We start from the raw sequence: 25,439 nt of genomic DNA, 5'->3' as shown, positions 1-25,439 counted from the left end.
CACCTGCATCAGGCCTTCTCGCCAGAAGCAGATACTCCCATGCGCTTCATGATCAGCCACTGTTGTGCCATGCTGAGGATATTGTTCCAGGTCCAGTAAATCACCAACCCGGCCGGGAAGCTTGCCAGCAGGTAGGTGAAAAAGATTGGCATGAACAGGAAGATTTTCGCCTGCACGGGATCAGCCGGTTGCGGGTTAAGCCGCTGTTGTAAAAACATGCTGAGACCCATCAGAAGCGGCAAAAAGCCGATCATCAGGAATTGCGGCGGATCCCACGGGATAAGGCCGAAAAGATTGAAGATCGTCGTTGGATCTGGCGCCGCAAGGTCCTTGATATATCCATAGAACGGCTGGTGCCGCATAAGGAGGGTGACAAACAACACCTTGTAAAGCGCGAAGAAGATGGGAATTTGCAGCAGGATCGGCAAGCAACCGGCCGCCGGATTGGCTTTCTCGCGCTTATAGAGCGCCATCATTTCCTGGTTGAGTTTCTGCTTGTCCTCGCCAAATTTCTCGCGCAGTTTCAGCATCTCCGGCTGCAGCCGTTTCATCTTACTCATCGAGACATAGGATTTATGAGCGAGGGGCAGCAATATGATCTTGATGATCACGGTCAGGGCCATAATGGCGAGACCAAGATTGCCGATCCAGCTGTTGAGAAATTCGAGAGCGAAATAGATTGGTTTGGTCAGGAAATAGAACCAGCCCCAGTCAATCGCAAGATCGAAGCGATCAATATTATATTCTTCTTCGTACTCATCCAGAACCGAAACGACCTTGGCGCCGGCGAAGAGATGGTTCGTGATTCCAACCGTTTCACCCGCCGGAACATTAATGCCTTCCTGATTGAGGAAGTCGGTTTGGTACCGTGCCCCCTGTTGTGCATATGAGAAGCGGGCCTTGATATTCGTTTGCTGATCCGGGACGAGCGCCGTCAGCCAGAACTTGTCAGTGATGCCAAGCCAGCCGCCAACGGAAGTAAAGTTTTCATTGTTGCCCTCTTCAAGATCGCTGTAGTCAATCTCTTCCAGGGTATCATTGAGAACGCCGATTGGACCTTCGTGAAGGATGTAGAAATTCGTGGTCTCGGGCGTGCCATGGCGCGAGATAAGGCCATAGGGATACAGCGTGACGGCGCCGCCAGTATTGTTCTCAATCATCTGCTCGATCGCAAACATATAATGCTTGTCAATCGAGATCGTGCGATGAAAGACAAGACCTTCGCCATTATCCCATGTCAGTTTGAGGGGCTTTTCAGGTGTGAGTTCCGTGCTGTCGGTGCTCCAGACCGTCTGCGCGGTCGGAAGCTTTATGTTCGCGCCGGGAGCGGGGCTCCAGCCGAATTCCGCGTAGTAGGGATGGGGGCTTCCCACCGGGGATAACAGCTTGATTTCCGGGCTTGTCGGGTTAACGGTTTCGCGATAATCGATCAGCGTCAGATCGTCGAGGCGCGCGCCGGTCAGCGAAACGGACCCGTGCAGGGCCGGTGTATTGATCCGGACGCGTTCCGATTTTTTGAGGCTTTCTGCCCGGGTCAGGCCAGTCTGCGCCATCGAACCCTGTGCACTGGGCGCGCTAGCGCCGTCCGCATTTCCAGGTATTTGCGACGGTGTGTCGGTTCCGCTTGCGGCTGTTGTCGCTTCTTGTTGCTTCGCCTGTTCGATTTGCGGGCCTTCAACGAAATACTGGAACCCGAAAATAATCAGGAAGCAAAGAACGATCGCGATGATCAGGTTTTTCTGATCTGACATTTTTACAGCCCTAACGTTTTAATCAAAAGGGGCGCGGGGGGTCAGATCGACCGCGCCGTGATGACATTTGTTTTCTTTTTGCGGGACAGGGTCATACCCCTCGCCGCCAAATGGGTGACAACGTCCGATCCGACGCAATGTCAACCAGCTGCCTTTCAGGGGGCCATGCACCGTCAGCGCTTCCATAGCATAGGAAGAACAGCTCGGGTAGTAGCGACAGCTCGCCGGCAGCATTGGCGAAATGAAATAGCGATAAAACCTGATCGGCGCCATAAGCACGGAGAGGAGAAGCAATCTGATCATCGGCTCCTCTTCTCCTCGGTTGCCGCCGCCCCGACCTTGCCAATTGCCTGACGAAGGTCAGCCTTGAGCTCGCTAAAATCCCTGTCCACTGTGCCAATTCGACCGATCAGCACGAAATCCCAGCCGCGCGCCGCGTGGGTCGGAATAACTTCCTGTACGACGGCGCGCAGGCGCCGCTTGATACGGTTGCGCGTGACCGCGTTTCCAACTTTCTTGGTCACAGTAAAGCCGACGCGTGCAACGTCGGCTTTTGTCGGACCCTTGTCGCGGGCGGCTTGAACCACCATTCCCGGCGCAGCCCATTTGCGGCGAACAGACGCAACACGGAGAAATTCTGCGCGTTTTTTAAGCCGTTCGACGCCTATCGGCATGGACTAAGCTGAAAGGCTCTTGCGGCCTTTGGAACGGCGATTGGCAAGAACACGGCGTCCGCCGACTGTCGCCCGGCGAGCACGAAAACCATGGCGGCGTGCGCGAACAAGTTTGCTCGGTTGATATGTACGTTTCAAGAGACTTCTCCGTCGGATCTTCCGCGCCATTGACGCGAAGGGAAAACAAGCCCCGCTGTATAAGGTTTCTCCCCCGTGAAGTCAATGCAGGAGATGAATTTTGCGCCCGGGAGCGCGCGCAGGGTTCAATTCGGCTCACTTTTGGGTGAATGGACCTTACGAAACTACCCGCGATCCATATGTTTCGATAAGGTCAATCGCGTGCCTTTTCATTCTAAAGGGAATAAGCCGGTGCATGCAAAGTTTTATCTCTCTGGAGAGGAATATGGTAGGTTTCGAAAAAGAGGTTCGGGTAATGGGCGCGGGGAGCGAATCACCAATGGGTAAAGCGGCCGATGGAACCGGCAATGCCGGCAACTGGTTGACGTTCAAGAAACTGGCTCCCCTCCTGGTCATCGCAATTGCGATTATCTTGTTTTTCCTCTTTGACCTTGATGAATACCTGACCTTTCAGGCGCTCAGCGAGCATCGGGATCGTCTCATGGAATTCGTGACGGCGAATTACCTTGTCGCGGCACTTATCTATATGGGCCTGTACATCGTCGTCGTCGCGCTTTCGCTTCCGGGCGGGCTCTTGATGACGGTAACCGGTGGCTTCCTGTTTGGCTGGATAGCGGCTGGGGTCATGACCGTTTTTGCGGCAACGATCGGTTCGACGCTGATATTCATGATCGCGGCAACGTCGCTTGGCGAACCCTTGCGGAAAAAGGCAGGACCGACGCTTAAAAAACTCGAGGAGGGATTTCGCGAAAATGCGCTGAGCTATCTCCTCTTCCTGCGGCTCGTCCCCGTCTTTCCATTCTGGCTCGTCAATATTGCGCCGGCCTTTCTCGGGGTGAAGCTTGGTACCTATGTCATCGGGACCCTGCTGGGCATCATCCCCGGAACTTTCGTTTTCGCCTATCTCGGCGGAGGACTCGACAGCATCATTCGGGAACAGCAGTCGGTGTATCAGGCCTGCCTCGATAGCGGCCGAACGGACTGCGTTCTTGATTTTCAATTTTCGTCATTGGTGACGACGGAAATTCTTCTTTCATTCATCGCTCTCGGCGTAATTGCTCTTCTGCCGGTCGTGGTGAAGAAGTTCCGCAAGGCCAAATAACAGCGTAACGGGATCCCTAACATGGCAAGATTGATCAAGGCGGATATTTGTGTGATTGGTGGCGGCTCGGGTGGACTTTCCGTGGCGGCGGGAGCAAGCCAGATGGGCGCGAAAACGGTTCTTGTCGAGGCCGGAAAGATGGGCGGCGACTGCCTCAATTTCGGCTGCGTGCCGTCCAAAGCCCTGATCGCCGCCGCTAAAAAAGCGGCCTGTCTGAAAGACGCAGATGATTTCGGGGTTACGGGTCCTCTTCCGTCGGTCGATTTTCCGAAAGTGATGGATCATGTACAGGATGTGATTGGCTCCATCGCCCCGCATGACTCGGTAGAACGGTTTGAAGGATTGGGCGTCGAGGTTATTCAGGAGTTCGGCCGCTTCGTCTCCGAAAGCGAAATCGAGGCCGGTGGCGTCCGGGTAAAAGCCCGCCGGTTCGTCATCGCGACGGGATCGCGCGCAACAGCGCCACCTATCCCGGGTCTTGAAGAAGCGGGATATCTTACCAACGAGACGATCTTCGAGAATCGGGTTCGGCCTGACCATCTGATCATAATCGGCGGGGGCCCCATCGGACTTGAAATGGCGCAGGCACATGCCCGGCTCGGTGCGAAAGTAACCGTACTGGAGGCGTTCAAGGCATTTGGACGCGATGATCCCGAATTAAGCGCCGTTGTCCTTTCCGTATTGCGCCGCGAAGGCATTGAAATCCGTGAAGGCGTTAAAATCGCCAATGTCGAAAAAGACACCACGGGAGCTTACCAGGTAACCCTTGGCGAAGGCGAACAGACGGAAACACTTACCGGATCACATTTGCTGGTCGCTGCCGGGCGCAAGGCAAATGTGGAGGGTCTCAATCTCGAGGCGGCGGGCGTCGAATATTCGGCAAAGGGGATTAACGTTGATAATCGGCTTCGCACTTCGAACAGGAAAATCTTCGCGATCGGCGATGTGGCAGGCGGATACCAGTTCACCCATATCGCCGGATATCATGCGGGCATTGTCATACGGAATGCGCTTTTCCGCCTGCCGGCGAAAGTTGACTACAGCGCGGTCCCCTGGGTGACCTTCACGGATCCTGAACTAGCGAGTACCGGCCTCAACGAGGCGGCGGCGCGCGAACGATATGGCGACAAGATAAAGGTGCTGACCTTTCCATTCGCCGATATCGACCGGGCCCGCACCGAAAGGCAGACCGAAGGCCTGATCAAGGTGATTACGACTCGCAACGGGCGGATACTGGGTGCCGGCATCGTGGGTCCGCATGCCGGCGAACTGATCCATCCCTGGGTTCTCGCTATCACGGAGAAGTTAAAGATCGGGACCATGGCGAGTTTCATCGCGCCATATCCGACCTATGGCGAGATCAGCAAGCGGGTCGCCGGCAGCTACTATACGCCCAGCCTTTTCAGCGCCCGCACGCGCACCGTTGTTAAATTTCTCTCCCTTTTCGGATGAAGGAAATCGATAACGCGTTCGTTATCGCAGTTGATTCGGAATTCACCCGCAAAAGGGGCATCCTCTTGGCAAGCAATCATTGCTTGAAAAGTCAACAGGACGAAACAGGAGAGATTCATGTTCAAGGAAGTATTAACCGCTGCCGCGATTGCTTCTATGGCTGCGACCGCGATCGTGCCCGGAGCCGTCGCCGCTTGCGCACCGAAGAAGGCATGCAACGCATGCTCGGCGAAGAAAGTCTGCAACCCCTGTGCAGCCAAGAAGGCCTGCAATCCCTGCAACCCCTGCGCCGCGAAAAAGAAATGCAATCCTTGTAACCCCTGCAAGGCAAATCCCTGCGCAGCTAAAAAGAACTAACACAGTTACTAGAGACGTCATTCCCTTTAAGAGATCTGATGCTATCAACGGGCTGGTATCATTAAGTTGATGCCAGCCTCATTTTTTGATCTATTCTGAAGAATGGCAATTTTGAGAAAAATAATGGCGCCCTTTCGCAGTCTTTCCGCAAGACTGCTGATCCTGACGCTTTTATTCGTTATGCTGGCGGAAGTATTGATTTTCGTTCCGTCGATTGCCTTCTTCCGCCTGAACTACCTAGTCAAAAAAACGGAATTCGCGCATCTTGCGACGCTTTCGCTGCTGGCATCGCCTGACAACATGGTCTCAGAGGAACTTCGCGAGGAATTGCTGTTTCGTGTCGGTGCCCGAAGCGTCGTCCTTCATGGTGCCAATTCCCGGCTTTTGATCCTGCGCGAGAACATCCCTCACGGCATCGATGCGGAGTTTAATCTCGCGGATCAGAATCCGCTTCTGCTCATTGAACATGCCTTCATGAGCCTCATGGTCGGGCCGGGCCGGATTATCCGGATCATCAGCCCAATCGCCAACGAGCCGAATTCTTCCCTGGAAGTCGTGATCGATGAAGCCCCCTTGATAGAGGCGATGTATGCCTATGCGTGGAATATTTTCTGGTTGTCGCTGATCATCTCGACGCTCACCGCGATATTGGTCTATCTCACACTGCATTGGCTGATGGTGCGGCCAATGCGACGGTTAAGCGAGAGCATGATCGCCTTTCGCCGGGCACCGGAGAATCCCAGTACGGCGCTGGTGCCCTCACGGCGGCGGGACGAGATCGGCGTAGCTGAACGCGAGCTGGAGATCATGCAGACCCGACTTCGCACCGCGCTTAAACAAAAGCAGCATCTGGTCGCGCTCGGAACGGCGGTTACCAAGATCAGCCATGATCTTCGCAATATTCTCTCGACCTCGCAGATCGTCAGCGACAGTCTGGCGGATGTGAAGGATCCAAAGGTGCAAAAAGTGGTTCCCCGCCTTATGACCAGCATCGACCGTGCCATCGATCTTTGCACGCAAACCCTGAAATACGGGCGCGCGGACGAGCAGGAACCGAGAAAAGAGCGTTTCCTGCTCGAGCCCCTCGTAAATGAAGTCAAGACGTCCGTCGGACTTCGTGAAAATAACGGCATCGTCTGGCAGAACAAGATTCCGGCCGGCATGATGCTCAATGCGGATCGGGATCAGTTCTACCGGATTCTTCTGAATCTTTGCCGCAATGCCGTTCAGGCGATGGAAGGACAGGGGACGATAGATATACATGCTCTGCGCGCTGGGTCACGGATCCTTATTCGAATATGTGATACTGGGCCGGGGTTGCATGCCAAGGCGCGAGAGCATCTGTTCGAGCCTTTTTCCGGGTCCGCCCGTGCCGGGGGAACCGGGCTCGGTCTCTCCATTGCGCGCGAGCTGATCGTTGCCCATGGCGGTGAAATCACGCTGGAGAGGTCGGATGGCTCCGGCACCGTTTTTTGCATCGAAATTCCGGATTAACCCTATTTAAACCCTCCTTCGTTAGGCTATCACGCAGTAATTTCTGGCTTTTTAGCCGTCAAAGGACGATCTGCATGAGCAATATGCGTCGATTGAAAATAATTCTTATGGTGAGCATAGCGGTTTCCACCGCCGGCTGTTCCAGCGATGTTTTCAAGACTGTCGATAAAAAAGTCGCGGGTGTTTTCGGCGATTCCTGTTCGTTTGCCAACCTTTCAAAGGGCGATGACTTCTGCCCGACGAAGAAGGAAATTTTCGTCCAGCCGCCGCTATATTGCTACAAAACCCTTGGCAGCGTAAACTGCTACAGCGAGGAAAATCCCTATATTACGGAACGATCCGAGCGGGTGAGAAAAGTCCCGGCCCTGGCATCTTCCGGGGTGGAGAATATCTCCGTTGAGGAGTTCGAGCGGCTTCAGGCCAGCCAGGTTGGAACCCAAGCCAACGATTGATCCGTTGAAATTTTGTGAATCATCGCTGCAATTGCCGCGTAAAATTGCTACCTTGTTGAAAACCCCCAACTTGGAGGCAATTGCGCAATGGCATGGAATCCGGACCAGTATATACTTTTTTCTGATCACCGGTTGCGCCCGGCACTCGATCTCCTGTCACAGGTTCCGCTGATATCGCCATCGGTTATCTATGATCTTGGGTGCGGAACCGGGAATGTCACGGCCCTATTGTCGCAGCATTGGGGGGAAGCGATCATCACGGGCATCGACAACTCCCGAGAAATGCTGGCAAAGGCGCGACAGGATCATCCCTCTATCGAATGGCAGTTTGGCGACATCAGCAATTTCTCGCCCACCAGCAAAGGCAACCTGATTTTCAGTAATGCGGCGCTGCATTGGCTCGATGATCATGAAAACCTGTTTCCGAAGCTGCTTTCACAGTTGCGTCCCGGCGGTGTCCTCGCCGTCCAGATGCCCAATAACTTCAGCGCGCCGTCCCATCAGAATCTTTACGATCTTGCGCAATCGCCGGAATGGATCGATAGATTGGGCGCGCTCGTCCGTCCCGCGCCCGTCCATAATATCAACTGGTATTTCGACCTTCTCTCGCCGCTCGCTGAAAAGATCAATATTTGGGAGACGACCTATTTTCAGGTGTTGAAGGGTAAGGACGCCGTCCTCGAATGGACGCGGGGGACCGCCCTTCGCCCGTTTCTTGCCGCCCTTGATGAAAAGGACGCGCAGGTATTCGAAGGACAATATGCCGAACGCCTGCTGGAAGCCTACCCGATCCGGCAGGATGACTCGACGCTCTATCCCTTTTCCCGCCTTTTCATCGTTGTCCAACTGCCCGAATGACGAGCCTCTTTACTGGCTGAGGACAATCCCCTCGCGGCGCGGATCGGCACCTCCTTCAGGTCCGTCCGGCGTGATCCGAATGCCATGCAGTCCGCTGTTGAGTGTGCGCAGGTTCACCTTGTAGCCCATGGCCTCCAGTTCCGGCTGCAACTCAGCGAGTGGCGTATTTTCCTCCAGATCCAGCGTGCCGTTCCGGTTGATGAAATGCGGCGACGCAATGGCGGACTGGATGTCCATATTCCAGTCGAGTGAGGAAATGATCGTCTTCATCACATAGCCGATAATACGGCTGCCGCCGGGCGAGCCGATGACCATCTCGAGGTCTCCGTCCGCATTGAAGACCATGGTGGGCGCCATCGAACTGCGGGGCCGTTTGTTGGCCTGTATCCGGTTGGCGACCGGGCCGTCTTCTGTCACGGGTGTAAAGGAGAAATCCGTAAGCTGATTGTTGAGAATGAAACCGTTGGCCATCAAACGCGAGCCGAAGACATTTTCCACTGAAGTTGTCATCGAAACCGCGTTTCCGTACTGATCGAGAATGCTGACATGGCTTGTCGATGGCAATTCGATAGCGTTGTCGACACCTAATTTTCCGTGTTTCTCCAGCGGATTTCCCGCGTCGAACGGGAGAGGCGATTCGCCTTCACGAATAAGTTTGGCCCTGTCTCCCGAATAGGCGGGGCTCAATAAGGCCGGGATCGGAATATTAACGAAATCGGCATCGGCCAGATATTTTCCGCGATCGGCAAAAGCAAGCGCGGATGCCTGCGATATGATGTCGATCGCTTCGGCACTTCTCGGACTGATTGTAGGCAGGTCCCACGTCTCGAGAATCTGCAGCGCCTGGAGGAGGGTGATGCCACCTGACGTCGGTGGTCCCATTCCGCAGATCTTATAGGTGCGATAGGGCGCGCAGACCGGGTCACGTTTGACGGCCCTGTAATTCGCCATATCCTCAAGTGTCAGCAGTCCGGGTTTCATGTTGTCGCCACGGACCGTTTCAACAATCGCTTTTGCTATTGCCCCGCGGTAGAAGGCGTCCGGGCCGTGCTCTGCTATTGTCTTCAGGGCTGCCGCCAGAGCGGGATTGCGCAGGATCGTGCCGACCGGTTTGGCCGTCCCGTCGGCTTCATAAAAGTAGGCCGCCGCGGGAGATTTTGTCTTCAGGTATTTATCTCGCGCCAGCAGGAAGTGGAGCCTTGGGGAAATTTCGAAACCTTCCTGCGCCAGTCTGATAGCGGGCTGAAACAGGTCTTTCCATGGCAGCTTTCCATGGTCCTGATGGGCCATCGCCATCATCGCGACCACCCCTGGGGCGCCGACGGACCCGCCGCCGACCACAGCGTCGTAGAACTTTTTCGGGCTGCCGTCGACATTCAGGAAATGGGTCTCCTTGACGGCCGCTGGCGCGGTTTCGCGCCCGTCGTAGGTTTCGAGTTTCCCGGCAACACCGTCAAAATAAAGCAGGAAGGCCCCGCCGCCGATACCGGACGACTGGGGTTCCACGAGGGTCAGAACCATTTGCGTTGCGATAACCGAATCTATCGCGCTGCCGCCACGTTCAAGCATGTCCCTTCCGGCACCGGCGGCAAGCGGGTTCGCAGCGGCTATCATGTATTTTCCGTTTGCTCCCGCCTGACGCGGCGTTGCGGCCAGCAGGAAAACGACGCTGATCGATAGAACCAGTTGAAAAGATTTGAATAAGCGGGTCATGGATGGGCTCCCAGATTTCATGCCTCGCCAGTTGTTAAGATCAGTTGACCGGCGTAAAGGCCAAGGCTAACGTTGTGGAAATAAAAACAAAAGATGAAATGCATGAACAAGCCTGGCACCAAAAACCTTATCACGGATGTTGATGGGATAAAAATCGGCAATGCCGAAGACGAAGACGTAATGACCGGTGTCACGGCCATTGTTCCTGACAATGCGGCGGTTGCCGGTGTCGATGTCCGGGGCGGCGGGCCCGGCACGCGGGAAACAGAGGCTCTGAACCCGGATTGTCTCGTCGAGCGGGTCGATGCTGTCGTTTTAAGTGGCGGCTCTGTCTATGGGCTTGAGGCGGCGGCCGGGGCGGTGATGGCGCTTGCCAAACTTGGACGCGGTTTCCAGATGAAAGTTATTCGGGTGCCAATCGTCCCGTCGGCGGTCCTTTTTGATCTTGGCAATGCCGGAAACAAGGAATGGGGCGACATGCCTCCCTATCGACGACTAGGTATGGCGGCGGTCGAGACTGCTGGCGATGACTTTGCGCTTGGCAATATCGGTGCCGGTTATGGCGCCGCGGCGGGCCGGATAAAGGGTGGGCTTGGCAGTGCGTCGCTGATAAGCGCGGATGGTGTGCAGGTTGGCGCGGTATTCGCCGTGAATCCGGTTGGCAGCGTGGTCATTCCGGGAACCCGTCATTTCTGGGCCTGGTCGTTCGAGCAGGATGGGGAGTACGGCGGATTTGGTCCACCCGAGTTTCAAGGAGACATGCCGCTTGATATTCCGGCGGAGTCGCGGCTGGCGGAAAATACAACTATTGGTGTTGTGGCAACGAATGTCACCCTCACAAAATCGGAAGCCAAGCGGATTGCCATAATGGCGCACGATGGTCTCGCGCGTGCAATTAGGCCTGTACATACCCCCTTTGACGGCGATAGTATTTTTGCAATATCGACGGAGAAAAAAGAGTTGTCGGAGCCAAGGCCGTTTGGTGTCGCGAAGATCGGAGCAATGGCCGCAGATTGCGTCGCCCGGTCGGTTGCCCGCGCCGTCTACAACGCCAGAAGTTTAGGCGGCGTTCCAGGTTTTATGTCTTAGATTTTATGGTTTTATATTAGGGAGATAAGTCTATGAAAAGATTGCTTATTGCCGCCGCCCTTGCCGGTGCCGTTCTGGCGCCGTTATCGGCTCAGGCAGCGAATGACAGCGTGACCTTTGCCCAGCGGCTGGAACCGCCGGGGCTCGACCCGAGAACCGGTGCGGCCGCTGCAATTTCTCTTACCACCCTTTACAATGTCTATGAAGGCCTGACCCGAATGGATGAAAAGGGAATGGTGCATCCCGGCCTTGCCGAAAGCTGGACGATCAGCGACGATGGCTTGACCTATACATTCAAGCTTCGCGAAGGTGTGAAATTTCATGACGGTGCGGATTTTGACAGCTCCGACGTGAAATATACCTTCGAAGCCAATGCCGCGGAAGATAGCCAGAACAAGCGCAAAGATCGTTTCGAGGTGATGGAAAGCATTGAAACGCCTGATGCGAATACTGTTGTCATCAAGCTGAAAGAACGCCGCCCTGCGCTGCTTGAGCAACTGGCCGAGTCCACGGCCGTGATTGTCGACCCCGCTACGGACGCGACGAATGCAACGAATCCGGTGGGCACTGGTCCTTACAAGTTCGATAGCTGGACGAAGGGCGATAGTCTCAAGCTCACGCTTGCCGATACCTACCGCGACAAGGACAGCATTGCGATCAAGAATGTAACCTTCCGGTTCATTGGCGACGGGTCGGCCCGTCTTGCCGCCCTGCTTGCCGGTGATGTGGATTCTGCGGACATTCCGAACGAACTTGTTGGCAGCGATTCCCTGAAGGCTGATTTTAATGTGCTGGTTGGCAATACGAATGGCGAGACCATTCTCAGCACCAACAATGCGAATGAGGCACTGTCCAAACTGAAGGTACGCCAGGCGATTGCCCATGCTATCAACCGGCAGGAAATCATCGATGGTGCGATGTTTGGTTACGGCACGCCGATCGGATCGCATTTTGCACCGCATCATCCAGACTATATTGATCTGACAGGCACCTATCCGTATGATCCTGAGCTTTCCAAGAAGTTGCTGGCAGAGGCCGGATATCCGAACGGGCTCGAGCTTTCCTTGAAGCTGCCGCCGGTGGATGACTATGCCCGCCAGGGCGGTCAGATTGTCGCGGCTCAGCTTGAAAAGGCAGGGTTCAAGATCAATATCGAAAATGTTGATTGGCCGAAGTGGTTGGACGAGGTTTACAAGAAGAAAAACTATGACCTTTCCATCGTATCGCATGTAGAGCCGAACGATATCGGGATCTATGCGCGTGAGGGCTATTATTTCAACTACAATAACCCCAAGTTTAATGAAATTATTGCGGCTTCCGAATCTGCTGCGTCGCCGACGGAGCGGACGGAATTGCTGCAAGCCGCACAGAAAATTTTGGCGGAGGAAGCGGTAAACGGATATCTGTTCCAGCTTCCGCGTGTCATCGTTGTGCGGAAGGGATTGAATGGCGTGTGGAAGGATATTCCATTCTTCGTCACTGACGTTGCCAATATGTCCTGGAGCAACTAAGCGACCCGGAATCATATCCTTATAAGGACAACAAAACCCGCCGGCTCTCACCGGCGGGTTTTTTTTGAAGAGGGAGTATAGACGAGCCTTCTTCGCGGGATGGGCTGGTTACGCAGCGGCGGATTGCGCAGTCCCGAGATATTTCTCGAGATCGTCGGCGCCGCCGATTTTCTGGCCGTCGACAAATATCTGCGGCGTTGTCAGCTCGCCAGATACGGCTCGCAGGGAGCGCATGGTCGCATCGGTTCCCAGAACAATCTCCTCATAGCTGAGACCGGCCTTTTCGAGAGCGGCTTTCGCCCGCGTACAATGGCCACAGCCGGGTTTGGTGAATACCGTAATCGCCTTGGGCTTTTCCGCGGCTGGATTCAGGTAGTTCAGCATCGTATCCGCGTCGGAAACCTGAAAGGGGTCGCCTTCCACTTCCGGTTCGATAAACATTTTCTCAACCACGCCGTCGTTTACCAGCATGGAATAGCGCCAACTCCGCTTGCCAAAGCCAAGATCCGCTTTGTCGACCAGCATTCCCATGCCGTCCGTGAAGGTGCCGCAACCATCCGGAATAAAGGTGATATTGTCGGCCTTCTGGTCCTTTTTCCATTCGTTCATGACAAAAGTGTCGTTGACCGATAGACAGACGATCCGGTCGATGCCGTGTTGCTGAAACGTTGGCGCAAGTTCGTTATAACGGGGCAGATGCGAAGAAGAGCAGGTTGGCGTAAATGCGCCCGGCAGGGCGAATACGATCACTTTTTGACCCTTGAACAGTTCATCCGTCGTGACGTCGCACCAGCTATCGCCGGAACGGGTTTTAAACGTGACATTCGGGACTTTCTGGCCTTCCATGTTTTTCATCTCTATCAGCTCCAATACTTTGTGAAATTGTCGATGATCCACATATAGCCGCTCATCCATAAATTGCAAGTAATTTTTAGAATTATTTTAATCTATATCCCTAAAAGAATGTTGAGCGAGTAAGATTGGCGCAGTGTCAGAAGGGGAAATGGCAATGATTTTGTCGTTGCCGCCTGCAAGTCAAGAAATATGGAAGGCCCTCGACCTCAAGAGACAACTTACGGCGTGCAACAAGAGAATATTTGGGATACGGATGTTCAGTAGGCGCTAATCAAGGACACAGCTAGCGAACGTAGACATGCACTTCATTTGCGGCGACGTTCGCATTTGCTGTACTGGATAGCTTAATTCGCGACGCCGGCAGCCCCATATCGGTGAGGGAGCGCAATACCCGCTCTGCGTTGCGGACAGATTGCGCCTGGTTGCTGGCGAGATTGCGGTTAAGCGGCGCAACGGAAACCACATCAAAATTCGATTGCGGCCGTTCCTGCATTGCGCGGCTGACAGCATCATAGAGCGCCTGTTCATAGGCAACATCCTCGCGATCAAAGCGAATAATGACGAGGGCCTGGCGTTCGGCTGCCGCCGGCTCTGCCGTTGCGGTTTGCAGATAATTGCGAGAACCCGCGCTGGTGCCAAGGAAGCCGCCATTCTTGATGGCTATCGAGGTGTTGGTCAGGTTCATCCGTTCCGTCCCGACATAGGCTGTCTGGCGGTTGATGTCGTTGGTGAGTTGGGAGAGGAGCCGGTTTGCCAGCACTGACGTACGGCTCGTCTCATCTTCAAGAACGGTGAGCTGGCGATGGTCCTCTTCGATTGCGCCGCTAAGCTCAAAAGCGGACTGCACCGATTCGAGCAGGAACCCGACTTCGCCCGCATCCTCCGCGACCGTATTGGCGAGGCTGTTCATTTTCGACACATCGGCAGCGATCTGCTCGAGATCGCCCTGTGCTTCATTCCACTGGTTGATCAGGATCGGATTACCCTTGGTTGTGCCGATCTGAAGCCGCGCATTGATGGCGGCCATGGTGCCGTGATACCGCTGCGAGGTTTCGGTGGTAGAGGTTTCGATCGCTTCAAACTCGCCGCTGCTTTGATTGATGCGCGCCTGCAGGGCCCGAAGGTCGTCGCGCAAGGCCTCGACCCGCTGACCGACGACCGTGCCGGTGCTCGGCGCCGAGGTGACCTCGGGGAGTTGGAACCGGCTTGCCTGCGCGGGCGCTGCCGCCGGTGCGGGCATTGCGGGCTGCGTCGCTGTCGGATCGCTCGGCATCGCTGCGGCTTTCTCTGTTCCCGCCGGAGCCGCAATTGCCGTCTTAGCCGGCGCCGGATCTCCCGTCAGGGGCGGCAGAAGCTGTTCATCGACGAAAGAGCAACTCGCAAGCAGGAGAGCGGCGGTGATTGCAACGGGGCGGGAAAGGTTGAATACCATGGTTGTAAAACACTCTTCGTTTCTGTGCGCGCAATAAACCGGTAGCGGAGGGCAAAAAAATTACCTTTCCATGCCGGGCGGTTTTTGTAACCGGAAATCAGTGCCAGATAGTATCTAATGAAAAGCGTGGCGACAAGAACCGATTTCGCTGCAACTTTTTGCGAATTTCCGGTTTAATCGCTTGCAATGCCCACCCCTTTTGATTAATTTCCCGATCCTCGGGCGGACGCAAGCCGCGCCACCGCCCCGCCATTGCGGCAATTAAGCACCGGTAGCTCAGCTGGATAGAGCACTAGACTACGAATCTAGGGGTCGGGAGTTCGAATCTTCCCCGGTGCGCCACTTTCTTTTTATACTTCTAAATCGATAGGGCCTTACACGTCTCGCACCTTGGATGCGTTAGGACGACGTCCCCTCTTTCCGTTTGGAGAGCGCTCTCGCAATAGTCTCGGTGTTTCTTTCGCCCCAGCTGCATAGTGGGACCATGGCTTCAATGAGGCTCTCGCCAAACGGCGTCAGCGTATAATCGACACGTGGCGGGATTTCTTTGTAGTCCGTGCGTAAAATGACACCATGCGCCTCGAGTTCCTTTAATTGCTGGATTAGCATCTTGTGGCTGACGCCGCGCACTTCCCGCTTTAACTCGCCGTACCGTTTTGTTCCGTGACCAAGGAAAAAGAGGATCAACGGTTTCCATTTTCCGCCAATGATACGCAGGGATGCGTCGAGACCGCAGATAAAGGGGGATGGTTCTATGAATTCTTTGTTCATTCCTTATACTTACCAAAAGGTGCATACTTGTCAAAAAGAAACTGTCCCATATCTCCAAATCAGTTTCAATTGAAGGAGATCAAATCATGGGTAAGCTTGAAGGAAAAACAGCTGTCATCACGGGTGGCGCAAGCGGGATCGGCTTGGCGACAGCGAAGCGGTTTTTGGCCGAAGGCGCATTTGTCTATATTTTCGGACGTCGGCAGGATGCTCTTGACGCCGCGTTGGATGAACTTGGCACGAACGCACGCGCAATTCGGGGGGATATCACAAATCTGGAAGATCTGGATAATCTGTTCGAAACGGTGAAAACCGAGAAGGGCCATGTCGATATCTTGTTCGCCAACGCCGGGGTTGGTGAGTTTTCCTCCCTTGGCGAGATTTCCCCGGACCATTATGCCCAAACATTTGAGATAAACGTCAAGGGTACACTCTTTACGGTTCAAAAGGCGCTTCCGCTGCTTGAACCTGGCAGCTCAATCATCCTGACAGGATCGACTGTCGGTGTCACAGGCACGCCCGCGATGAGCGTTTACAGCGCCTCAAAAGCGGCAGTGCGAAACTTTGCCCGAAGCTGGGCTCTCGATCTCAAGGGGACGGGAGTCAGGGTCAACGTCCTCTCCCCCGGGGCAACAGAAACGCATAAAGTCAGGGACTTATTTGCAACAACCGGTATGGAAGACGAAATTGTCGCAGGCTTCATTGAAAACACGCCCTTGGGCCGGATCGGCGATCCGTCCGAAACTGCGGCGGTTGCGGCGTTCCTCGCCTCTGGCGATAGCAGCTTTATGACCGGAAGCGAAGTGTTTGTCGACGGTGGGTACGCCCAGATCTGAGGCGTCATAAGGAGAGATGACAAACGAATATTCTTCTATTATCTGCCGCCAATAAAAACGATATTGGCGGCAGCTTTGATAGTGACGTCTAGTGGTAGGTAATCCTATCTCTTCCGCAGTTTTTGCAGCGTATTCTCCAGCATGTTCAGGAACTGGCTGCGGTCTTTTTTGCTGAACGGGGCGTTGCCGCCGGAGATATCCCCGGTTTCCCGAAGATGCGCGTTGAGGTCGCGCATGGCAAGGGACATGCCGATGGATTGTTCCGTAAAGGGTTTCCCTGTTGGGCCGAGAACAACGGCACCGTTTTTGAGGGACCGGTCGGCGAGCGGAATATCCGAGGTAATGACCACATCCCCCGCAACAACTTTCTCGGCGATCCAGTTATCGGCGGCATCGAAGCCGTCGTCGACCACGACTTGCTCGATCAGCGGGTTCTCAGGAATACGCATCCAGCTGTTACTGACGACGAAGGTCATCAATCGATGCCGCCCGGCGACGCGATAAATCTCCTCCTTTACCGGGCAGGCATCCGCATCAATAAAGATTCTGGTCACGCCTGTCGCGATCTAGCTGGCTTGCTGGATCGCATCCCATACCCGCCTCGGCGTTGCCGGCATATCGATATTGTTGACCCCAAGATCAGCGAGTCCGTCAATGATGCTGTTGATCACGGCGGGCGGCGCGGCGATGCATCCCGCCTCGCCGCAGCCCTTCACACCCATCGGGTTCATGGTGCAGGGAACCTCGATTGTCTCATATTGCAGATCGAGTGGGATGTTATCCGCCCGCGGCATGCCATAGTCCATATAGGAACCGGTGAGAAGCTGACCATCGTCGTCATAGACGGTATATTCGGTGAGCGCCTGACCGATACCCTGTCCCACCCCGCCGATCACCTGATTGCGGACAAGCGCCGGGTTGACGATGGTTCCGAAGTCATCGACGATGATGTAGCGGACCACATCGGTCGCGCCCGTAAGTTCGTCTATCTCGACTTCGGCGATATGGCAGCCGTTGGGATAGGTAAAGGCCTCCACTGTGAAGCTTGCCTTGGAATCGAGGCCTTCCGCGAGATTTTCCGGAAGCTGGCCCAAACCGCGGGCACGGTGGGCGAGTTCCAGAATGCCGATCTTGCGGTCCGTTCCGGCAATGGCGAATTCGCCTTCTTCAGGAGAAAACTCGATATCCACGGCTGCAGCCTCCAGGAAATGACCCGCAAGTTCCTTGCCCTTGTTGATCACTTCATCGCTGGCGGCGTGGATGGCCGGACCCTGCGTCGTCAGGGAGCGGGAGCCGCCCGTGCCACCGCCGGTCTTGATCTTGTCCGTATCGCCCTGAATAATCTCGATATTCTCGAAAGGAACGCCGAGCCGCTCCGCCACGATTTGGGCATAGGCGGTCGAATGACCCTGCCCGGAAGATTGAGTGCCAACAGCAACCGTCACCCGGTCGTCGTCTTCGAAGCGAATGGTGGCGGTTTCCGTCGGATTGCCGGCCGTTGCCTCGATGTAATAGCACATGCCAATGCCGCGTCGCTTGCCGTTCGCCGCGGATGCCGACTTGCGCGCCGCGAAGCCAGCCCAGTCGGAGGTTTCAAGCGCCCGGTCCATGATCCGTTCAAACTCCCCGCTGTCATATACGCAGCCTGTCGCGGTCGTATAGGGGATGGCGGAGACGGGAATGAAATTGATCCTGCGGATTTCCTCCTGTCCGAGGCCGAGTTCCCGCGCAGCCGTGTCCATCAGCCGTTCGATCACATAGATGGCTTCCGGCCGTCCGGCACCACGATAGGCATCAACCGGCACGGTGTTGGTGAAAACGCCGAGGCAGTGATAGTAAAAATTCGGAATGTCATAGACGCCCGGGAGCACCTTCACCGCCGCCATTGTTGGGATCAACGGCCCGAAAGTGGAGAGATAGGCGCCGAGATTGGCGTTGGTTTCCACCTTCATGCCCGTGATCTTGTGATTGGCATCGAACGCCAGTTTGGCGCGTGTGACATGGTCGCGCCCCTGGGTATCGGAGAGGAATGCGTCGCTCCGTTCCCCGATCCATTTGATGGGACGGCCAAGCTTGCGCGATGCCCAGACCGTCACCGCGCATTCGGAATAGAAGAAAAGCTTCATGCCAAAGGCACCGCCGACATCAGGGGTAATGACCCGGACGTTCTCTTCGGGAATATGCAGGATCGCATTGGCGAGGAGGGAGCGAAGCACCCAGCCCCCCTGCGTACCCATGCGGATCGTCATTTTTCCCTCGTTGCTGTCCCAGTCCGCGATGAGCCCCCGCGGTTCCATCGAATTGACCACGACGCGGTTGTTCACGAGTTCTATTTCCGTGACATGGGCCGCCCTCGAGAAGGCATCGGCCACACCTTGCTCATCGCCCTGACCCCAGTCGAAGGCGATATTATTTGTCGCCTGCTCATGCACCAGGGGCTGTCCCGGCGCGTTGGCCGTCTTCGTATCGACGACGACGTCGAGTTCATCGAAATCAACGACAATCAACTCGGCCGCATCTTTTGCCTGCGCAAGCGTTTCCGCGATGACGAAAGCGATATTGTCGCCGACATAGCAGACCTTGTCGGTCGCAAGTACCGGATGTACCGGGTCCGTACGATCGCTGCCGTCGCGGTTTTTGAGCGGGATCATGCAGGGCAGCTGGTTCGCCTTGTCCGCGGCCAGATCTTTGCCGAGGATGATGTCAACAACCCCGGGAGCCTGCCGCGCGTCGTCAATATCTATGGACAGGATTTTTCCATGGGCGATGGGAGAGCGGAGCATATATCCGTAAAGCTGGCCATCGAGCGTAATGTCGTCCGTATATTCGCCCGATCCGGTAATGAGACGAAAATCCTCCTTGCGCTCAACTGACTGGTTTACACCGAATTTCACCATGTTGTTTTTCCACTTTGTTTGAGGTGGCGGCCCCAGCCGCTTTTGTCCATTGTCAATAATACTATCAGACGGGTGCCGGGTGACTTCAACCCCTGAATTAAATTTATGCGGTCATCGCTATTGCTTGGGTTGCTCCCATAGTACCCCGCCCGTCAGAAAGCTTTCAATCTCGCCGTCACTGAATCCATGTTCCTTCAGGATATCGCGGCCCTGTGCCCCGAATGCGGGCGGGGCGGACTTGGCCGACCCCGGCGTGCGGCTCAGCTTGACGGCAACGCCCGTGCCGGAATAACCGTCCATTTCCACCACCATGTTGCGATGGCGCGTATGTGGATGATTTATGGCCTCGGGGACGGACATGGCTGCGCCGGCAGGCACCCCGGCGGCCAGCAGCTGGGTCGCGACTTCAACACCGTCCTTGTCCGCGAAAAGCGCGGTCAGCGCATCGTTCAATGCCTCGCGATTGGCGACGCGGAGCGAATTGTCGGCAAATCTCGGGTCGCTGGACAATTCGGGTGCGCCGAGGGAGGCGCAAAGCTTAGTGAACTGGCCATGGTTGCCGACGCCGAGAAACACCGGCGTCGTCCGTGTGGGATAAAGATCGTAGGGCGCAATATTGGGATGGGAATTGCCCGTCAGTTTCGGCGCATTGCCTGACATCAGGTAATTCGGCGCATGCGGGTGCTGGAGCTGGATGCCGGTATCATAAAGCGAGGCTTCTACCGACTGCCCTTTGCCCGAGACATGCCGCTCGTTCACCGCCATCAGAATGCCAATCGCCGCGTTCATGCCGGTACCGAGATCGACCAGCGGAATACCGATGCGAACCTGACCGGAATCAGGTGATCCGTTGACGCTGATCAGTCCGGCCCAGGCCTGTATTACGGCGTCGTATCCCGGAAACCCGCCAAACGGACCATCTGCGCCGAAGCCGGTGACCCGGCAATGGATGAGACGCGGGAACTTCTTCGAGAGAACGTCTTCATATCCAAGGCCCCATTTTTCAAGACTGCCCGTCTTGAAATTCTCGATCAGCACATCCGCATCTTCGAGCAGTTTCAGAAGGATGTTCTTCCCGTCTTCCTGACGGATATCGAGGGCGATGGATCGTTTATTGCGGTTGGTCCCCGAATAATAAGCCGCAAGGCCCGCTTCGTTATAGGGCGGGCCCCATCCCCTCGTCTCGTCGCCCTGCGGCGGCTCGACCTTGATGATATCCGCGCCATGATCGCCAAGGATCTGTGTGCAGAATGGCCCTCCAAGTACACGGGAGAGATCGATTACTTTCAAGCCTGAGAGGGCACCTTTACTCGACATGTCGGTCCTATTTCTTTTTTTTTTACGGTGAATGGCTATTTTACGTGTTCAACGCCGGAAGTCATTGGAAATATGGCGTCCGCGAAGTTCGGATAGACCTCAGCGACTTTTTGCCGGACGTCCCTGTCTAAAATAGCCAGCAGTTCCGGATCCGGTGACGGCGTTTCCGGCGTATCTTCTGAATAGTCGAAATGAAACCCGGTGTTATCGAGGATATCCTCAAGCGAGCTTGTCGGATGAACAGAAACCAACCGAAACCGCTCTTTATCCTTGTCAAACCTGAAAAACGCCTTGCTCGTGATCAGGCCGAACGGCCCGCCTTTACGGTAGATATGGTCCGCTGAGGTACCGGGTGCGCTGATAAAATCAACTTTTTCGACCAGTGTCCGGCGGGAATGCTCCTCGCGGAAAAGAATAACCTTCGGGATCAGGAAATAAAGATAGGCGGACCCGAAAGTGCCGGGCCAACGGGGGCTCGACTTTGGATAGTCGCCCAGGCCCATCAGGTTGATATTGGCCTTGCCGTCGATCTGCCCGCCGCCCAGGAAAAAGGCGTCGATCCTTCCTTGTGCGGCGCAGTCGAAAAGTTCTCCGCCTCCGCCGGTGAAGAAATTATTGGCGACGGACCCCAGAATATTGACATGCTTCGGGCTTCCCCAGGCCGCCTTAGCAAGAAGCGCGGCGGCGCCCGGAATGGGGGAGGCCGCGCCGACGGCTACATGGTTGCAGTCGCGCAAAAGCCCGGCGATCAGGCAGATCAGCGCTTTCTTTTCATCCGCTACCGTCATGCCATCGCACTTTCGCCGAATACAAACTGCTCGAGATAATCCTCGAAACCGGAATCGCTTGCGGCCATCTCCATATAGCGGCGCATGTGGCTATCATCCCCTTGCGCTCCATTCCAGAAAGGCAGCGGCCAGCTCCCGTTTGGCGCGACAGCAATCTTGCCGACATATAGGGCGGGTAAAACTCCGGCGGCCATTTCCTCAGTTTCGAAGAGACTTGTTTCGCTAATTGCATCCACCGTAACGAACGCGGTTTTCGAGGCATGGGTCATATTGACAAGCTCCCGTTTGCGCCCAAGCCAGACATTTCCGTCGCGGTCCGCGAGTGGCGCATGAAAGAGGGCGATATCAGGCCGGATTGCCGGGATGGCGACGATCGGGTCATCGTCCTCCGCGAAGGGATTCTGGATCACTTTCCAGTCCGGATGATTTTTAAGGATGTCACTTCCCAGAATGCCGCGAAGGGGAATAAATGGTGTTCCCTTTTGCGACGCCTGCAGGCCCGCGTGAATTGCCGGACATGTCGCATCGATGAGGCGGATCGAGCCGTCGCGGACGGCTTTGGTGAAGCGGGGAGCGGGACCGTACTCACCGAGTGTGAGGGCGGAACTCTCCAGCGTCGTGACGCAGCCTGCACCGATCAGAAGTTCTGCCTGAAGACCGCTTGTTGGAACGCCGACAAGATGCAGACTCCGAACGCGCCTTCGGATAAGTGCGCGCGTCGCCGCCATGGAAACGCCGGCATAATCCGCCGGCACTGCGACTTTGGCGCCGTCAGGGACAGCGCCGGCCAGCTCATCAATAGGTGTGATATTGGTAGGCGAAGACAATTTCTTATTCCTTATATTTCGTCCGATCCCATTATGATTGCGATCGTATCTCTCTTACAAGGATAAATGGGGAGGCGCCGACAAATAGGCAAATAATCGAATAGGTGAAGACAACCTGGTAGCTTCCGGTCAGATCGTAGAGCAGGCCGGAGAAGAACGAGCCGCTCGCCACCCCGAGACCACCGCCAACGGAAATACCGCCGTATATCGCCCCAAAACTGCGGCCACGGAAAAGACGCGAGGCGATGGACCCGATCATCGGGCCACGCGACCCCATGGAAAGTCCGAAGCAGATGATAAATCCGTAGAGCGGTAGAATATGATCAGCGCTGTCGAGAAGCCACAGACAGATTACGGCAGTTATCGTAATGACATAACTCAACATCGCTGTGCGGAATAATCCGATTTTGAGCGCTAGGTAGCCGGCGCCGAGCATTCCAACAGGTATCAAGAGGCCTGTAAGACCGAAGTTTACGGACGCTTCAATCGGCGTCAGGCCAATCTCGATCAAATAGGTAACGGCTTGGATGACGATGGAAAACATTCCATTCCCGGTGAAGAAAAAGACCGAAGCAAGACCCCAGAATGACAACGTCCGGACCGCGGCCGCCATTGTCCATTCGACGTCCGGCAATTCAATATCGGAAGATTTGGGCCGGATCAGGTCCCGGCTACCGGCTGCGATGCGGCGCCAGGGCAAGACGAGGATCAGGCAAAGTAAGCCCAATACACTAAACCCCAGCAGCAACTCCGCGTGCCGCCAACCATAGGTTTCGATAAAAATCTGCGAAAATGTGAGGCCGAGCAGAGATCCCAGACCCATGGAAGAATAGATGATGGCCAGTGCCAGCGGTATTTGGCTCCGAAACCACCGGCTCGCCAATGCTGAATTCGTCACATTCCCGAGACAAGAAGCGGAAAAACCGACGAGCAGGCTGATGCTGAAATAAAAATGCCAGATATTCGTGGCAAAGCTCGCGCCGATCAGGCCAATGCCCGCCGTCAGAATGCCGAGGCCATAGACATTTCTCGGGCCCAGGCGATCGAACAAAGTGCCGACGATAGGGCCGGTCAATCCTGTGATAAGACCGCCCATGGAGTAAATCGACGCGACCGTTCCGCGCGGCCAGGAAAATTCGTCTCCTAAGGGAGAAACGAGATTCGGAAAATTTTCCGACGCAAAGCGGCCGGCCACGCCCATCAGAAAACAAATTGCGAGAATGCCGATTGCGATGGGGACGAATTCTGTGGTTTTGGGTTGGGTCAATACCCCCGCTCCGTTCTTATTTTTCTGCCGGGATGACGTGGCACGGATGAATCTTTCTGGGCATTCTAATCCACCCCATGGCAAATAAGAAAGCCCCTTGTTATCAACCCGCTAATCTTTACGGAAAATTGCCGAGGCAATCCAGCCGGCGATGAGAGCAAGAAGAATGGCCGCGATACCATATAGCGCCGGGTAACTATAGGCGAAGTCATAGATGGTTCGTCCGAGGCCCGACTTCTTGATGAACAGCGGTGACGATGTCGCGCTCAGAAGCTCCCCGTCTTTGAAAAGATAAAATTCCGCAATATAGTCGCCGACGGGAACGTTCGCCGGAATAGTTATCGTCGTCCTGAAAAGTTTGTCGCCAAGGAAATAGACGGCCGTTTCCTGGTCCGAATAAAGGTCGTTCTCGGATTTTTGACGGATTATCGCTTCTTCAAAGGACAGGCTTTTTTCTGCCGGTTCATTTGCCTGGAAGCGCAGGCGGGTCGGGCCGATGCGAAGTCGTTTCAAGACGTCGGGAGAGGCTATTTCCTCGACGGCCCGATTGCTTGCAAGCGCATAAAAGCTCGGAACCCGCTTGAATTCCACCGCTTCCGTGTTGACCCAAATCCCCGCGACGCGTTCTTTGCGCCGTACGACGACTTCCTTTTCCGGGCCTCGTACGACAACCAGAACATCGCCAGGGCCGAGATTGTCCTCGTCATCGATCTGGATCGCGCCGAATAGCAGCAATTCCGTTCCCGTGAAATCGGACGTCACAGAAACCAGATGCGACGAGATATCTGTCACGAGGGAAGATTGAGCCGTCGCAGAACCCACGGGAAACAGGCATCCGATCAATACGGCGAAAAGCGATTGCCTAAAGTTGCGGGGCAATTTTTTCATGCGGTCAATGCCCCCCGTCGCTCAGGGTGAAGAGATCGTCCGGCGTGACGACAAGGTCAAACGCCAGCTTCAGGCATACGATGATGACCATGAGGGCGAGAAGGCCGCGCAGTTGTTCCCCGCGAAGTTTGGCGCCGAAACGCGTGCCGACCTGCGCGCCTACGACGGAACTACTCATCAGCAGGAGCGCCAGCATCACATCGACAGTCTGGGTGCTTATCGCATGCAACAGGGTGACGTTGGCCGTTACGAATATAATCTGAAAAAGCGAGGTGCCGATAACGACACTGGTTGGCATTCCAAGCAGATAAATCATCGCCGGAACCATGACGAAGCCGCCGCCGACACCCATGATTGCGGAAAGGATTCCGACCAGAGCGCCGATACCAAGCGGCATCAGGGCGCTGATATACAGCTTTGACTTGCGAAAGCGCATCTTGAAGGGCAAGCCATGTATCCAATAGTGCTGATGCAGCTTCTTGCGCTTTATCGATCCTTTGCGGCTGTCGATCAGGGCATTGACGCTTTCGATGAACATCAATGCGCCGATGGTGCCGAGGAAGATGACGTAGGATAAAGAAATCATCAGGTCGACCTGGCCGACCGATTTAAGGATTGTGAAAATCCAGGTGCCGGCCGCCGAGCCTACAATGCCGCCGATCAGCAGGACTATGCCCATTTTGAAGTCAACGTTTCCGCGCCGCCAGTGAGCAAGCACGCCCGACACGCTCGCCGCGGTAATCTGGTTGGAGACGGTTGCCACGGCGACCGCCGGCGGGATTCCGATAAAGATAAGAAGTGGCGTCATGAGAAAGCCGCCGCCGACGCCGAACATGCCAGACAAAAGACCTATCGCACCGCCCATGCCCAGGATCAGAAACAGATTAACTGAAATCTCGGCAATGGGCAGATAAACAGTCATTCGACAGCTTTGGCCTTCTTGATTTTATGCGGTTGGACGGGGCGAGGC

General features: G+C 55.3%; 25 protein-coding genes and 1 tRNA gene. 9 read left to right on the top strand and 17 right to left on the bottom strand.

The window, feature by feature from the left end; all coding sequences use genetic code 11:
• Positions 1-8: 8 nt before the first annotated feature.
• Genes yidC through rpmH form a run of 4 tightly spaced genes read right to left on the bottom strand, consistent with a single transcriptional unit; the run spans position 9 to position 2,563 of the window.
• The gene (yidC, locus tag GQF03_RS14865) at positions 9-1,751 is read right to left on the bottom strand and encodes a membrane protein insertase YidC (protein WP_161340070.1); all 1,743 of its coding nucleotides are present in this window, start codon (positions 1,749-1,751) and stop codon (positions 9-11) included.
• An 18-nt stretch (positions 1,752-1,769) separates the two neighbouring features.
• Positions 1,770-2,054 (bottom strand): membrane protein insertion efficiency factor YidD, encoded by a 285-nt coding sequence (gene yidD, locus GQF03_RS14860; protein WP_161340069.1) that lies wholly within the window; start codon positions 2,052-2,054, stop codon positions 1,770-1,772.
• A complete protein-coding gene (gene rnpA / locus GQF03_RS14855; protein ID WP_161340068.1) occupies positions 2,051-2,425 on the bottom strand; it encodes a ribonuclease P protein component in 375 nt (124 codons plus the stop codon). The genes yidD and rnpA overlap by 4 nt, the downstream gene beginning before the upstream one ends.
• A 3-nt stretch (positions 2,426-2,428) precedes the next feature.
• The gene (gene rpmH / locus GQF03_RS14850) at positions 2,429-2,563 is read right to left on the bottom strand and encodes a 50S ribosomal protein L34 (protein WP_161313830.1); all 135 of its coding nucleotides are present in this window, start codon (positions 2,561-2,563) and stop codon (positions 2,429-2,431) included.
• A 265-nt stretch (positions 2,564-2,828) separates the two neighbouring features.
• Between rpmH and GQF03_RS14845 the strand changes: the two genes are divergently transcribed.
• Together GQF03_RS14845 and GQF03_RS14840 are read left to right on the top strand one after the other, a co-directional pair.
• The gene (locus tag GQF03_RS14845) at positions 2,829-3,665 is read left to right on the top strand and encodes a TVP38/TMEM64 family protein (RefSeq protein ID WP_206375947.1); all 837 of its coding nucleotides are present in this window, start codon (positions 2,829-2,831) and stop codon (positions 3,663-3,665) included.
• A gap of 21 nt (positions 3,666-3,686) precedes the next feature.
• The gene (locus GQF03_RS14840) at positions 3,687-5,117 is read left to right on the top strand and encodes a dihydrolipoyl dehydrogenase family protein (RefSeq protein ID WP_161340067.1); all 1,431 of its coding nucleotides are present in this window, start codon (positions 3,687-3,689) and stop codon (positions 5,115-5,117) included.
• On the opposite strand, the gene GQF03_RS14835 is transcribed toward GQF03_RS14840, so the two are convergent.
• On the bottom strand, positions 5,051-5,443 hold the full coding sequence (locus GQF03_RS14835) for a hypothetical protein (RefSeq protein WP_161340066.1): 393 nt from the start codon (positions 5,441-5,443) through the stop codon (positions 5,051-5,053). The two genes, GQF03_RS14840 and GQF03_RS14835, sit on opposite strands and share 67 nt — an antisense overlap.
• A 154-nt stretch (positions 5,444-5,597) precedes the next feature.
• Here GQF03_RS14835 and GQF03_RS14830 point away from each other — a divergent pair, with 154 nt between their 5' ends.
• The 3 genes from GQF03_RS14830 (at position 5,598) to GQF03_RS14820 (ending at position 8,278) form a co-directional block, all read left to right on the top strand.
• Complete coding sequence (locus GQF03_RS14830; protein WP_161340065.1) at positions 5,598-6,968, top strand: sensor histidine kinase; 1,371 nt, start codon at positions 5,598-5,600, stop codon at positions 6,966-6,968.
• A gap of 74 nt (positions 6,969-7,042) precedes the next feature.
• Positions 7,043-7,420 (top strand): hypothetical protein, encoded by a 378-nt coding sequence (locus tag GQF03_RS14825; protein ID WP_161340064.1) that lies wholly within the window; start codon positions 7,043-7,045, stop codon positions 7,418-7,420.
• A gap of 87 nt (positions 7,421-7,507) precedes the next feature.
• Positions 7,508-8,278 carry a methyltransferase domain-containing protein gene (locus GQF03_RS14820; RefSeq protein ID WP_161340063.1) on the top strand — a complete coding sequence of 257 codons (771 nt, stop codon included), beginning with the start codon at positions 7,508-7,510 and terminating at the stop codon, positions 8,276-8,278.
• Positions 8,279-8,287: 9 nt separating this feature from the next.
• Here the strand turns inward: GQF03_RS14820 and ggt are convergent, their stop codons facing one another.
• Entirely contained in the window at positions 8,288-9,991 is a 1,704-nt protein-coding gene (gene ggt, locus GQF03_RS14815; protein WP_206375948.1) for a gamma-glutamyltransferase, read from the bottom strand.
• Positions 9,992-10,093: 102 nt separating this feature from the next.
• Between ggt and GQF03_RS14810 the strand changes: the two genes are divergently transcribed.
• Together GQF03_RS14810 and GQF03_RS14805 are read left to right on the top strand one after the other, a co-directional pair.
• The gene (locus GQF03_RS14810; protein WP_206375949.1) at positions 10,094-11,080 is read left to right on the top strand and encodes a P1 family peptidase; all 987 of its coding nucleotides are present in this window, start codon (positions 10,094-10,096) and stop codon (positions 11,078-11,080) included.
• Positions 11,081-11,112: 32 nt separating this feature from the next.
• Complete coding sequence (locus tag GQF03_RS14805) at positions 11,113-12,591, top strand: ABC transporter substrate-binding protein (protein WP_161340060.1); 1,479 nt, start codon at positions 11,113-11,115, stop codon at positions 12,589-12,591.
• A 108-nt stretch (positions 12,592-12,699) separates the two neighbouring features.
• Here GQF03_RS14805 and GQF03_RS14800 read toward each other — a convergent pair whose 3' ends face one another.
• Both GQF03_RS14800 and GQF03_RS14795 read right to left on the bottom strand, forming a co-directional pair.
• Positions 12,700-13,446, bottom strand: a complete 747-nt coding sequence (locus GQF03_RS14800) for a glutathione peroxidase (RefSeq protein ID WP_161340059.1) — start codon at positions 13,444-13,446, stop codon at positions 12,700-12,702.
• 283 nt (positions 13,447-13,729) lie between these two features.
• On the bottom strand, positions 13,730-14,878 hold the full coding sequence (locus tag GQF03_RS14795) for a hypothetical protein (protein ID WP_161340058.1): 1,149 nt from the start codon (positions 14,876-14,878) through the stop codon (positions 13,730-13,732).
• Positions 14,879-15,143: 265 nt separating this feature from the next.
• On the opposite strand from GQF03_RS14795, the gene GQF03_RS14790 reads away from it, so the two are divergent.
• Positions 15,144-15,220: transfer RNA gene (locus GQF03_RS14790), tRNA-Arg, on the top strand.
• 57 nt (positions 15,221-15,277) lie between these two features.
• Here the strand turns inward: GQF03_RS14790 and GQF03_RS14785 are convergent.
• A complete protein-coding gene (locus GQF03_RS14785) occupies positions 15,278-15,649 on the bottom strand; it encodes a winged helix-turn-helix transcriptional regulator (protein ID WP_161340057.1) in 372 nt (123 codons plus the stop codon).
• Positions 15,650-15,735: 86 nt separating this feature from the next.
• On the opposite strand from GQF03_RS14785, the gene GQF03_RS14780 reads away from it, so the two are divergent.
• Complete coding sequence (locus tag GQF03_RS14780) at positions 15,736-16,485, top strand: SDR family NAD(P)-dependent oxidoreductase (protein WP_161340056.1); 750 nt, start codon at positions 15,736-15,738, stop codon at positions 16,483-16,485.
• 104 nt (positions 16,486-16,589) lie between these two features.
• Here GQF03_RS14780 and GQF03_RS14775 read toward each other — a convergent pair whose 3' ends face one another.
• From GQF03_RS14775 to GQF03_RS14740, 8 genes are all read right to left on the bottom strand, one after another.
• Positions 16,590-17,051 carry a YaiI/YqxD family protein gene (locus GQF03_RS14775; protein ID WP_161340828.1) on the bottom strand — a complete coding sequence of 154 codons (462 nt, stop codon included), beginning with the start codon at positions 17,049-17,051 and terminating at the stop codon, positions 16,590-16,592.
• A complete protein-coding gene (locus tag GQF03_RS14770; protein WP_161340055.1) occupies positions 17,052-19,382 on the bottom strand; it encodes a xanthine dehydrogenase family protein molybdopterin-binding subunit in 2,331 nt (776 codons plus the stop codon).
• Positions 19,383-19,499: 117 nt separating this feature from the next.
• The gene (locus GQF03_RS14765; protein WP_161340054.1) at positions 19,500-20,699 is read right to left on the bottom strand and encodes a CaiB/BaiF CoA transferase family protein; all 1,200 of its coding nucleotides are present in this window, start codon (positions 20,697-20,699) and stop codon (positions 19,500-19,502) included.
• A 35-nt stretch (positions 20,700-20,734) separates the two neighbouring features.
• Positions 20,735-21,487 (bottom strand): CoA-transferase, encoded by a 753-nt coding sequence (locus GQF03_RS14760; RefSeq protein ID WP_161340053.1) that lies wholly within the window; start codon positions 21,485-21,487, stop codon positions 20,735-20,737.
• Positions 21,484-22,314 carry a CoA transferase subunit A gene (locus GQF03_RS14755; RefSeq protein WP_162858493.1) on the bottom strand — a complete coding sequence of 277 codons (831 nt, stop codon included), beginning with the start codon at positions 22,312-22,314 and terminating at the stop codon, positions 21,484-21,486. The genes GQF03_RS14760 and GQF03_RS14755 overlap by 4 nt, the downstream gene beginning before the upstream one ends.
• Before the next feature lie 31 nt (positions 22,315-22,345).
• The gene (locus GQF03_RS14750; RefSeq protein WP_161340052.1) at positions 22,346-23,581 is read right to left on the bottom strand and encodes an MFS transporter; all 1,236 of its coding nucleotides are present in this window, start codon (positions 23,579-23,581) and stop codon (positions 22,346-22,348) included.
• A 111-nt stretch (positions 23,582-23,692) separates the two neighbouring features.
• Positions 23,693-24,403, bottom strand: coding sequence for a TIGR02186 family protein (locus GQF03_RS14745; RefSeq protein ID WP_161340051.1), 711 nt, complete (start codon positions 24,401-24,403; stop codon positions 23,693-23,695).
• A gap of 70 nt (positions 24,404-24,473) precedes the next feature.
• The gene (locus tag GQF03_RS14740) at positions 24,474-25,391 is read right to left on the bottom strand and encodes a sulfite exporter TauE/SafE family protein (RefSeq protein WP_161340050.1); all 918 of its coding nucleotides are present in this window, start codon (positions 25,389-25,391) and stop codon (positions 24,474-24,476) included.
• Positions 25,392-25,439: the final 48 nt, after the last annotated feature.

Source organism: Sneathiella chungangensis (genome assembly GCF_009882935.1).
Classification (GTDB): domain Bacteria; phylum Pseudomonadota; class Alphaproteobacteria; order Sneathiellales; family Sneathiellaceae; genus Sneathiella; species Sneathiella chungangensis.
The sequence above is the reverse complement of the archived record's forward strand: the minus strand, read 5'-3'. Positions and strand labels throughout refer to the sequence as shown.

Coding starts and splice junctions, on each gene's coding strand:
- GQF03_RS14825 (WP_161340064.1), top strand. CDS start 7,043: ATGAGCAATATGCGTCGATTGAAAATAATTCTTATGGTGAGCATAGCG.
- GQF03_RS14765 (WP_161340054.1), bottom strand. CDS start 20,699: ATGTCGAGTAAAGGTGCCCTCTCAGGCTTGAAAGTAATCGATCTCTCC.
- rnpA (WP_161340068.1), bottom strand. CDS start 2,425: ATGCCGATAGGCGTCGAACGGCTTAAAAAACGCGCAGAATTTCTCCGT.
- GQF03_RS14760 (WP_161340053.1), bottom strand. CDS start 21,487: ATGACGGTAGCGGATGAAAAGAAAGCGCTGATCTGCCTGATCGCCGGG.
- GQF03_RS14840 (WP_161340067.1), top strand. CDS start 3,687: ATGGCAAGATTGATCAAGGCGGATATTTGTGTGATTGGTGGCGGCTCG.
- yidD (WP_161340069.1), bottom strand. CDS start 2,054: ATGATCAGATTGCTTCTCCTCTCCGTGCTTATGGCGCCGATCAGGTTT.
- GQF03_RS14810 (WP_206375949.1), top strand. CDS start 10,094: ATGAACAAGCCTGGCACCAAAAACCTTATCACGGATGTTGATGGGATA.
- GQF03_RS14740 (WP_161340050.1), bottom strand. CDS start 25,391: ATGACTGTTTATCTGCCCATTGCCGAGATTTCAGTTAATCTGTTTCTG.
- GQF03_RS14785 (WP_161340057.1), bottom strand. CDS start 15,649: ATGAACAAAGAATTCATAGAACCATCCCCCTTTATCTGCGGTCTCGAC.
- GQF03_RS14845 (WP_206375947.1), top strand. CDS start 2,829: ATGGTAGGTTTCGAAAAAGAGGTTCGGGTAATGGGCGCGGGGAGCGAA.
- GQF03_RS14800 (WP_161340059.1), bottom strand. CDS start 13,446: ATGAAAAACATGGAAGGCCAGAAAGTCCCGAATGTCACGTTTAAAACC.
- ggt (WP_206375948.1), bottom strand. CDS start 9,991: ATGACCCGCTTATTCAAATCTTTTCAACTGGTTCTATCGATCAGCGTC.
- GQF03_RS14805 (WP_161340060.1), top strand. CDS start 11,113: ATGAAAAGATTGCTTATTGCCGCCGCCCTTGCCGGTGCCGTTCTGGCG.
- GQF03_RS14770 (WP_161340055.1), bottom strand. CDS start 19,382: ATGGTGAAATTCGGTGTAAACCAGTCAGTTGAGCGCAAGGAGGATTTT.
- GQF03_RS14820 (WP_161340063.1), top strand. CDS start 7,508: ATGGCATGGAATCCGGACCAGTATATACTTTTTTCTGATCACCGGTTG.
- GQF03_RS14780 (WP_161340056.1), top strand. CDS start 15,736: ATGGGTAAGCTTGAAGGAAAAACAGCTGTCATCACGGGTGGCGCAAGC.
- yidC (WP_161340070.1), bottom strand. CDS start 1,751: ATGTCAGATCAGAAAAACCTGATCATCGCGATCGTTCTTTGCTTCCTG.
- GQF03_RS14830 (WP_161340065.1), top strand. CDS start 5,598: ATGGCGCCCTTTCGCAGTCTTTCCGCAAGACTGCTGATCCTGACGCTT.
- GQF03_RS14795 (WP_161340058.1), bottom strand. CDS start 14,878: ATGGTATTCAACCTTTCCCGCCCCGTTGCAATCACCGCCGCTCTCCTG.